6 protein-coding genes and 1 pseudogene are annotated in these 8,968 nt (G+C 74.0%); 6 read left to right on the top strand and 1 reads right to left on the bottom strand.

What is annotated here, in order from left to right; translation table 11 throughout:
* The first annotated feature begins 124 nt into the window (after positions 1-124).
* Positions 125-1,108 carry a LacI family DNA-binding transcriptional regulator gene (locus CWIS_RS11840; RefSeq protein ID WP_048343506.1) on the top strand — a complete coding sequence of 328 codons (984 nt, stop codon included), beginning with the start codon at positions 125-127 and terminating at the stop codon, positions 1,106-1,108.
* 110 nt (positions 1,109-1,218) lie between these two features.
* Here CWIS_RS11840 and CWIS_RS11835 read toward each other — a convergent pair whose 3' ends face one another.
* Positions 1,219-4,131, bottom strand: coding sequence for a glycosyl hydrolase (locus CWIS_RS11835; RefSeq protein ID WP_048343505.1), 2,913 nt, complete (start codon positions 4,129-4,131; stop codon positions 1,219-1,221).
* 346 nt (positions 4,132-4,477) lie between these two features.
* On the opposite strand from CWIS_RS11835, the gene CWIS_RS11830 reads away from it, so the two are divergent.
* The 5 genes and pseudogenes from CWIS_RS11830 to CWIS_RS11810 form a co-directional block, all read left to right on the top strand.
* Positions 4,478-4,996, top strand: coding sequence for a low molecular weight protein-tyrosine-phosphatase (locus CWIS_RS11830; RefSeq protein WP_048343504.1), 519 nt, complete (start codon positions 4,478-4,480; stop codon positions 4,994-4,996).
* A gap of 295 nt (positions 4,997-5,291) precedes the next feature.
* On the top strand, positions 5,292-6,467 hold the full coding sequence (locus CWIS_RS11825; protein WP_048343523.1) for a pyridoxal phosphate-dependent aminotransferase: 1,176 nt from the start codon (positions 5,292-5,294) through the stop codon (positions 6,465-6,467).
* A gap of 79 nt (positions 6,468-6,546) precedes the next feature.
* A complete protein-coding gene (locus tag CWIS_RS11820) occupies positions 6,547-6,975 on the top strand; it encodes a zf-TFIIB domain-containing protein (RefSeq protein ID WP_048343503.1) in 429 nt (142 codons plus the stop codon).
* Positions 6,976-7,155: 180 nt separating this feature from the next.
* Positions 7,156-8,376, top strand: a complete 1,221-nt coding sequence (locus tag CWIS_RS11815; RefSeq protein WP_231583825.1) for a ThiF family adenylyltransferase — start codon at positions 7,156-7,158, stop codon at positions 8,374-8,376.
* Between the two features lie 198 nt (positions 8,377-8,574).
* Positions 8,575-8,968, top strand: a pseudogene (locus tag CWIS_RS11810) (molybdopterin molybdenumtransferase MoeA); the annotation flags it as partial.

Genomic DNA, 8,968 nt, shown 5'->3' with positions numbered 1-8,968 from the left:
GCGGTCCGTGCCGCGCGTGCACGTCACCCGTGTGCGCGCGGCACGGCGCTGTCCGGCCGGCTGCGTCGTCGCTGATCAGGTCTACGATCAGCGCAGCCGTGCCGGGGTCGCGAGGAGGGGAGCCGTGCGGGTCACCAGTGCTGATGTCGCACGCGAGAGCGGCGTCTCCCGCACCACCGTGAGCTACGTGCTCAACGCCAAGGCCGGCGTCGTCATCACCGAGGCCACACGGCGGCGCGTGCTCGAGGCGGCCAGCCGGCTCGGCTACACGCCGTCCGCCGCTGCTCGCGCGCTGCGCTCCGGGCGCAGCGACCTCGTGCTGTGCGTCCTGCCCGACTGGACGGTCGGGCCGGTGCTCGACACGCTCATCGACCACGTCACCACCTCGCTCGCCGAGCACGGGCTGTCGGTGCTCGTGCACATCAGCCGCGGCTCGCGCCCGCTCGCGGAGCTGTGGCGCGCGGTGACGCCGTGCGCGGTGCTCGGGCTGGTGCCGTTCGCGGCGGCCGACGCGCGGGCGATGACCCGCTCGGGCATCGTCGTCGTCGGCTCGGCGCTCGACGAGGACCCGCACCCCGAGACGTTCGTCGTGCCGCAGACGAGCATCGGCCGCCTGCAGGTCGAGCACCTCGTGGCCCGCGGCCACCGCGCGCTGGCGTACGCCGCACCGGCCGACGACCGCCTGGTCGCTTTCGCCGACCGTCGCCTCGCCGGCGTGCGCGCCGAGTGCGCGCGCCTGGGTCTGCCCGAGCCGCGCGTGACGACCGTGGACCTCACCGTGGAGTCGGCGGCGGCGGCCGTGCGCGGGTGGCGGGACGACGCCGTACCCGTGACCGCCGTGGCGGCGTACAACGACGAGGTCGCGCTCGCGGTGCTGGCCGGCGCCACCGCCGCCGGGCTCGTGGTGCCGGACGACCTCGCGGTGATCGGGGTCGACGACATCCCCGTCGCGCGCCTCGCGTCGCCGCCGCTGACGACCGTGTGGCAGGCCATCGACGCGCAGGCCGAGTACCTCGCGGCGTCCGTGCTGGCCGCGCTGGACCCGTCGCTCGAGCCGCCCGTCCGGCCCGACGACGTGTTCCACGTGCTCGAGCGCGCCTCGACCTGAGAGCGGCACTGCCTGAGAGAACGCGGCCTGAGAGCGACGCGCCCGGACGCGAGCAGGGCCCCCGCCGGGTGCGAACGGCGGGGGCCCTGCTGCTCGGGACTACCTCACGGTCACTGGAACGTGAACCAGTTGACGTTCACGAAGTCCGCCGGCTGGCCGGACTCGAACGTGAGGTAGACGGTGTGCCGGCCCGTGGTGCCCGCGATGTTCGCCGGGACCGTGCGCCACGCCTGCCAGCCGCCGGTGCTCGCGATCGCGAAGCTCCCGACCGGTGCCGCGGTCGGGCTGTCGAGCCGGACCTGGACCAGGCCGCTCGCGCCGTTGATCGCACCCGAGGCCACCCGCGCCACGAACTGGGTGCGCGGCGTGCTGCCGAAGTCCACCCGGTCGAAGCGCAGCCAGTCGCCGTTCGAGATCCAGCCGACGTTCGAGCCACCGTCGAGGTCCTCGGTCGCCTCGACGGCGACCGCCGACGCCGCCGCGTACGCCTCCGCCTGGATGCGGGACGTGGCGGGGATGCCCGTGCCGGGCGTCGGCGTGGGGCTCGGGGTCGGGCTGGGGGTCGGGCTCGGTGTCGGCGACGGCGTGGGGCTGGGGGTCGGCGACGGCGTGGGCGTCGGGCTGGGTGTGGGCGTGGGAGTCGGCGTGGGGTTCGTCGTGCCGCCCGTCGAGCTCGCGACCGAGCGCGCCGGGACGTTCAGCGTCACGCCGTTCGAGAAGCGCACCGTCACGGCCGACGAGCCCATGTTCGCGGCCTGGTACGTCCGCACCCCGTTCTTGACGAACACCGCGTGCAGCGGGGTGTTCGCCGTGACCGACCGGTCGACCGTCCCCACACCGGCCAGGTTCTTCAGCCAGTAGAAGGTGTGGGCCCGCGACTCGCCCTCTTCGATCGTGTACGAGCCCGCCTGCGAGCGGAACTGGGACAGCGCGGTCGGGGCGTCGGCCAGGGCCTGGAACTCCCAGATGATGTCCTTCCACACCGTGGCCGGGCCGCCGTTGTTGCGTTCGAGCTCGGCGATGTTCCGGCCGATGTACGCGGGGTCGTAGCCCAGGTACAGGTGGCCGGCCGTGGACGGCAGCAGGTTGATGCCCTGGATCATCTCCGGCTCGGCGCTGAACCAGGTGGCGTAGGCGCCGCCGTCGCCCCACACCATGCCGACCGTCGAGTGCCCGAACGCGGCCGGGAACGCCTCGTCGTCGGTGTCGAACCAGTAGTTCTCGATGGCCGAGGCCTGCGTCGTGTAGAGGTAGATGCCCAGGTCGCGGACCGTCTTGTTGCCCGTGACCTGACCCCACTGGATGAGCCCGCTCGCGAAGTTCATGCCCTCCGACGACGACTCCTGGTTGTTGCCCGCCCCGAACGCGCCGTGCCCGGCCGCCCAGTCGTGGCCCGCGTAGATGTCGAAGTCGCGCAGGAACGGGAAGCGCGTGTCGTTGCGGTCCCAGTTGGCGGCGTCCTTGATGACGGTGTTGACCATGCCGCCGTACGCCGAGTCCGCCGCCCAGGCCGGGTCGAACTGCGCGACGGTCGCGGCGCCCACCACGTAGTAGCCGTAGTGGAAGTGGTGGTCGTTGAGGTCGGTGTCCGAGCCGTACGACGCGGGGTAGCCGATGAGCGTGCCCCACCTCGAGTCGTACGCGAACAGCCGCTGCGTCTCGCCGGGCGAGGCGGTCATCCAGTCGGTGAGCCGCGTCTTGACCTTGCCGAGCAGCGCGTCGCGCGCGCCCGTGTTGCCGGTGAGGTTGGCGATCTGCGCGACCTGCGTGGCCCGCCCGATCGCCTTGCCCGTCCAGTACGTGTCCTCACCGAAGCCCGCGAACGGGTCCGTGCCCGCGACCTCGTTGACGTAGCCGTTGAGCTGGTTGACGTCGGCGCCGGACGTGAAGCCGGTGTTCGCGAGCTGCGGCAGCACGCCGTTGAAGGGCGTGACGGTCTGGAACTGCGACGCACCGATCGCGACGCGCATCGGGCCGCGCGGGGAGACGTAGGAGTACGTGCTCAGCGTGGTCCCGGCGAGGTTGTCGCGCTGGTGCGGGTAGAGCGCGAAGACCGTTCCCGCGCTGCCGGCCTGCTTGGCGGTCGTCGTGAACTGGTACGTCGCGGTGAGCTTGGCCGCGGACTCGTCGTACGACCACGAGACCTTGGTGCCCGTGACGTGGTTGTGCGCGTACGGGGCGTACGCCGCGAGCGCCGCGGCGCGGCCGGACGCGCTGCCCGTCGACGGGAGCACCGCGACGGAGAAGTACGCGCCGCCGTTGAGCGACGAGCTGATCGTCGTGCCGGACACCGACCACGTGGAGCCCGTCGGGCCGAATGCCGCGTAGTCGTGGCCGTTGACGCTGAAGCCGACCGCGCCGTTCGCGGTGCTCCAGACGGTCGGCGTGCCGGTCGTCGTGAGCGTCGCGTTGCCGCCGGTCTTGGTCGCGTAGACGAAGGGCAGGCCGTGGCCGAACGTGGTGCGCAGGCTGTTGCCGCCGCTGCTCCACAGCTCGCTCACGGTCCAGTCGGAGTAGCCGTCGACCTTGCCGTCGGCGGTGAGGCCCGCGATGCCGATGCGCACGTCCTCCGCGTACGAGTAGTGGTACTCGGAGACGCCCGTCGCCGTGCCGGAGATGCTCGCGTTGGTCGGGTAGCTCATGCCGAGCCCGTTGGTGAACGCGTGGAACGCCGCGGGGTGCGCCATGAGGTTCTCGGAGATCGAGGCGCAGTCGAACTTGCGCCACAGCAGCGAGGTCCACCAGTCGTTCGTCGGGATCGCGCCCGCCGGGAAGTTGCTCGTGACGTGCGCGCGGGGGTTGGTGATCGGGGTGTTGTTGCACTCGGTGGGGACGGCGCCCCCGGCCGGGATCGCGTCGGCGTAGCTCCCGGAGCCGACGTTCGCGGCGTCGGCACGTGGCGACATCGCCACGGCTTGGAGCAGCGACACGACGAGCGCCGCGGCCGCCACGAGGGCGACGACGACGCGGCGGTCGGGGATCGGGAGGGGGCGGGCGCGCGACGGATCGGCGTGGGCAGGCATCCGGGCATCTCCGTTTCTCGGCTGCCGGACGCCGGGGACGGGTCGGGCAGCGTAGGTCACCGGCGGAGTCAGGGGGACATCCGCCGGACGCGATCCGACCGACTTCGCGCGACGTTGCGGGAAGCGGGTCGGTCAGAGCAGTGGTGACGGGCACCGGTTCGCAGCGCCCGCGACGCACGCCTCCACGTCGAGGCGCAATGTCCGTTGACTCGTGTCACCAGCGCTATGGCCAGATTGCTGCCGGGGGCGCCTGATGTCAAGCGGAACGGTCTGGCACCTGCTCGGACGCGCACGTGCGGGCGGTCGCCGGGGCCTTGTCCGGACCCGTGGGGCTCCGTGGGCCAAGATGACGGGCGTGACCTACCGCGTGATGACCGTGTGCACCGGGAACATCTGCCGCTCGCCCATGGCGGAGATCGTGCTGCGGGCGCGCCTCGAGGAAGCCGGGTTGGCCCACGAGGTCGTCGTCGACTCCTCGGGCGTGTCCGACGAGGAGCACGGCAACCCCGTCGACCGCCGCGCGCGGGCGGTGCTCGCCGCGCACGGCTACCCGACCGGCGACGGGCACCACGCGCACCGGATCACCGCGACCGAGCTGAGCACGCGCGACCTGATCCTGCCCGCGACCGCGCAGCACGCCCGCACGCTGCGCCGCATGGCCCCCGCCGAGGTGGCCGACCGGATCGTCATGCTGCGCCGCTTCGACCCGGCCGCGCCGGTCGTCGGCCCCGGCGAGCCCGAGCACGTGCTCGACATCGACGACCCCTGGTACGGCGGCATGCAGGACTTCGAGGACTGCCTCACCCAGATCGAGGCCGCCACCGCGGGCGTCGTCGCCCACCTCCGCGCCACCCTCCACCCCTGACCCCACCCACCCCCTCCTGCTCCGCCGCGCCGCGGCCCCACGTGCCCTGCCCACCCCCGCTCCCCGCCGCGAGCCCGGTGGGTGCAGGGATGAATGCAGGGGAGGTGCCGTTCCAGGTGGTGTGATCTGCATTCATCCCTGCACTCACCGCGCGGTGAGTGGCGTGCTGCGCGGTGAGGGGAGTGCTGCGCGGTGGGTGGCGCGCCGCGCGGTGGGTGGCGTGCCGCGCGGTGGGTGGCGTGCCCGTGGCGGGATCGTCGGGTGGGGGGTGGTGGGGGCGGGCAGGATGGGGGGCGTGAAGGTTGCTGCTCGCGCGCATGTGCCGCCGTTCGCCGTCATGGAGATCATCGCCGCCGCCAACGCCCGGCGGGCGGCGGGGGAGGACGTGCTCAACCTGTGCGCGGGCGAACCCGCCACCGGGGCGTCCGACGTGGTGCGGCAGCGCGCGATCGAGCTGCTGACCAGCGGGGACCTCGGCTACACCGAGGCGCTCGGGGCGCCCGGGCTGCGCGCCGCGATCGCCGCTCACTACGGGGACTGGTACGGCGTCGCTCTCGACCCCGCGCGCATCGCGGTGACGACGGGCTCGTCGGGCGGGTTCATGCTCGCGTTCCTCGCGGCGTTCGACGTGGGCGACCGCGTGGCTCTCGCACGCCCCGGCTACCCGGCCTACACGAACATCCTCGCGGCGCTCGGCTGCGAGGTCGTCGAGCTCGCAGCCGGGCCGCAGACCCGGTTCCAGCCGACCGTCGCCATGCTCGAGGAGGCGCACGCGGCCCAGCCGCTCGACGGGCTCGTCGTCGCCTCACCCGCGAACCCGACCGGGACCATGATCGACGCCGCCGAGCTCGAGGCCCTCGCCGACTGGTGCGGCGAGCACGGCGTGCGCCTGGTCAGCGACGAGATCTACCACGGCATCACCTACACCGACGCGAGGGTCGCGACCGCCGCGCGCTACCTCGGCTCGGGCGCCGTCGTGGTGAACTCGTTCTCCAAGTACTGGGCGATGACCGGGTGGCGCCTGGGCTGGCTCGTCCTGCCCGACGACCTCGTCGCGCCCGTCGACGCGCTCGCGGGCAACGTGGCGCTGTGCCCGCCCGCCCTCGCGCAGCACGCGGGCATCGCGGCGTTCTCGCCCGAGGGCATGGCCGCCGCACGCGAGAACGTCGAGCGGTACGCGGCCGCCCGCGCACTGCTGCTGTCGCGACTGCCCGAGCTCGGCTGGACCCACGTCGCCCCCGCCGACGGCGCGTTCTACCTGTACGGCGACGTGTCCGCGTCCGGGCTCGACTCGGTCACGTGGTGCGCGGGCCTGCTCGACGAGGCGGGCGTCGCCCTGACGCCCGGCACCGACTTCGACCCCGTCGACGGGTCGCGGTACGTGCGGCTGTCGTTCGCGTCGTCGGTCGAGGTGGTGCGCGCGGCGGTCGACCGGATCGTCGCGTGGCAGCGCACGCTGGCGACCGCGTGAGCCCGACGAACCGGGCACGTCCGCGGCCGCTCGGTCGTTGGTGTGGCGTCAGCAGCCCTCATCCCGTCAGGAGCGCGCCATGAAGTGCCCCGTCGACCAGGCCGAGCTGGTCATGTCCGAGCGGCAGGGGGTCGAGATCGACTACTGCCCGACCTGTCGCGGCGTGTGGCTCGACCGCGGCGAGCTGGACAAGATCCTCGACCGCGCCGCGGCGGTCTCGACACCCGGGGCACCGCCGGCGCCCGGTGCCGCTGCGACGCCGCCCCCCTACGGCACGCCGCCCGCAGGCGCCGAGCCCCGCCATGACGCACCCCGCTACGACGCTCCTCGCTACGACGCCCCCCGCCACGACGCCCCCCGGTACGACGAGCCGCGCTACGACGAGCGGCGGCGCGACGACGACCGCTCGCGCTACGGCTCGTCGGGCGACCCGCGGTACGACGACCCGCGCTACCGGCGCAAGAAGAAGCGCGAGTCCTGGCTGGGCGACCTCCTCGACTTCGACTGACCCCAGCCACGACCGACCACCCAGCGCTTGCTCCGGCCACCGCCGCCCTTCCCCGGAGCAGTCGCTGGGTCGTCCGGGTTCCTGGGATGACCCAGCGCTTGCTCCGGCTGACGGCGCCGAGACCCGGAGCAGTCGCTGGGTCGTCGGGGGTCGGGGGCGGGACGGTCGTAGGTTGGGGGGGTGGGGAACTCAGCGCTGGTGCAGCCGGGCGGAGAGCTGACCGCTGAGCAGATGGCGCGCAGCTCGCGGCACCTGCTCCTGCCGGGGATCGGGCTCGTCGGGCAGCGGCGGCTGCGCGCCGCGCGCGTGTGCGTGCTCGGTGCGGGCGGGCTCGGGGCGCCCGTGCTGCAGTACCTCGCCGCGGCGGGTGTCGGGACGCTCGGGATCGTCGACGACGACGAGGTCGACGTGTCCAACCTGCAGCGGCAGGTCGTCCACGGCTCGTCGGACGTGGGCCGGCCCAAGGTGGACTCGGCCCGCGACGCGGTGCACCACCTCGACCCGAGCATCGTCGTCGTGCCGCACGCCGTCCGTCTGACCCGCGACAACGCGCGCGAGATCCTCGGCGGGTACGACGTCGTCGTTGACGGGACGGACAACTTCCCCACGCGCTACCTCGTCTCCGACGCCGCCGCGGCGCTCGGCATCCCCGTCGTGTGGGGGTCGGTGCTGCGGTTCGACGCGCAGGTGTCGGTGTTCTGGTCCGCGGCGCCGGGCGGCGGCGTGACGCTGCGCGACCTGTTCCCGGTCGAGCCCGGCCCCGACGAGGTGCCCTCGTGCGCCGAGGCCGGCGTGCTCGGGGCGCTGTGCGGGCAGGTCGGCTCGCTCATGGCGACCGAGGTGGTCAAGCTCGTGTGCGGGCTCGGCGAGCCGCTGCTCGGCCGCGTGCTGGTGCTCGACGCACTGCGCTCGCGCTGGACCGAGGTTCCACTCGCGCGGTCGTCGCGTCCGGGGGCCGACGCGGGGCGGGCCGACGCGCGGGACGAGGCGCCGACGGGGGAGCCGTCGCCGGCGGGCTCGTCGGTGCAGGTCCCGGCGCAGGCGCCCGGGCCGTCGCCGGTCTCGCCCGCGGACCGCGTGCCCCAGGTCAGCGCCGACGAGCTCGCGGCGCGGATCGCCGACGCGGCCGACGGTGTCGTCGTCGTGGACGTCCGTGAGCCGTACGAGATCGCCGCTGCACCGTTCCCGGGCGCGGTGCCCGTGCCGCTCGCGACGGTGCTCGACGGCTCCGCGCTGCACGACTGGTCGCACGGTCCGGCGGTCGTCGTGGTGTGCCATGCGGGTGCCCGCTCGCACGCCGCCGCGCAGGTGCTGCGCGCGGCAGGGATCGACGCGTCGAACCTCACGGGCGGCATCGTCGCCTGGCTCTCCCACGCGCCGACGGCGACATCCCACCGCTGACCCACCAGCCGGCGCCCACGTCGTCGGGCGCTCGATGCACGAATGAATGCAGGACGGATGCCTCTGCGCTGCGCGCACCCTGCATCCATCGCTGCACCGACGGATCCATCGCTGCACCGACGGGACGGCGGGGCGCGTGGTGCGGCGCACGGGGTGGGGCGGGCGTGGGAGCATCGGGCGACGACGAGAGGGGTACACGTGCGGTCGCTCGACGAGCACCGGGCAGCGACGCTCGCGCTGGCGGCGCCGCTGCCGGCCACCGAGGTCCCGCTGCTCGACGCGCTGGGGCTCGTCCTCGCCGCCGACGTGACCACGCAGGCCGCGCTGCCGCGATGGGACAACTCCGCGATGGACGGGTACGCGGTCCGCGCGGCGGGCGTCGCGGCGGCGGCCGTGGACGCGGGTGTCGTCCTGCGCGTGGTGGGTGACGTCGCGGCCGGCTCCGCCGCCGAGCCCGAGGTCGCCCCGGGCACCGCGGTCCGGATCATGACCGGCGCACCGCTGCCCCCGGGCGCGGACGCCGTGGTCCCGGTCGAGCAGACCGCCGTGCCCGACGCGCCCGCCGGAGACCCGGCCGAGCCGCAGTGGGCCG

It is taken from the genome of Cellulomonas sp. A375-1, assembly GCF_001040865.1.
Lineage (GTDB): Bacteria > Actinomycetota > Actinomycetes > Actinomycetales > Cellulomonadaceae > Cellulomonas > Cellulomonas gelida.
The sequence above is the reverse complement of the archived record's forward strand: the minus strand, read 5'-3'. Positions and strand labels throughout refer to the sequence as shown.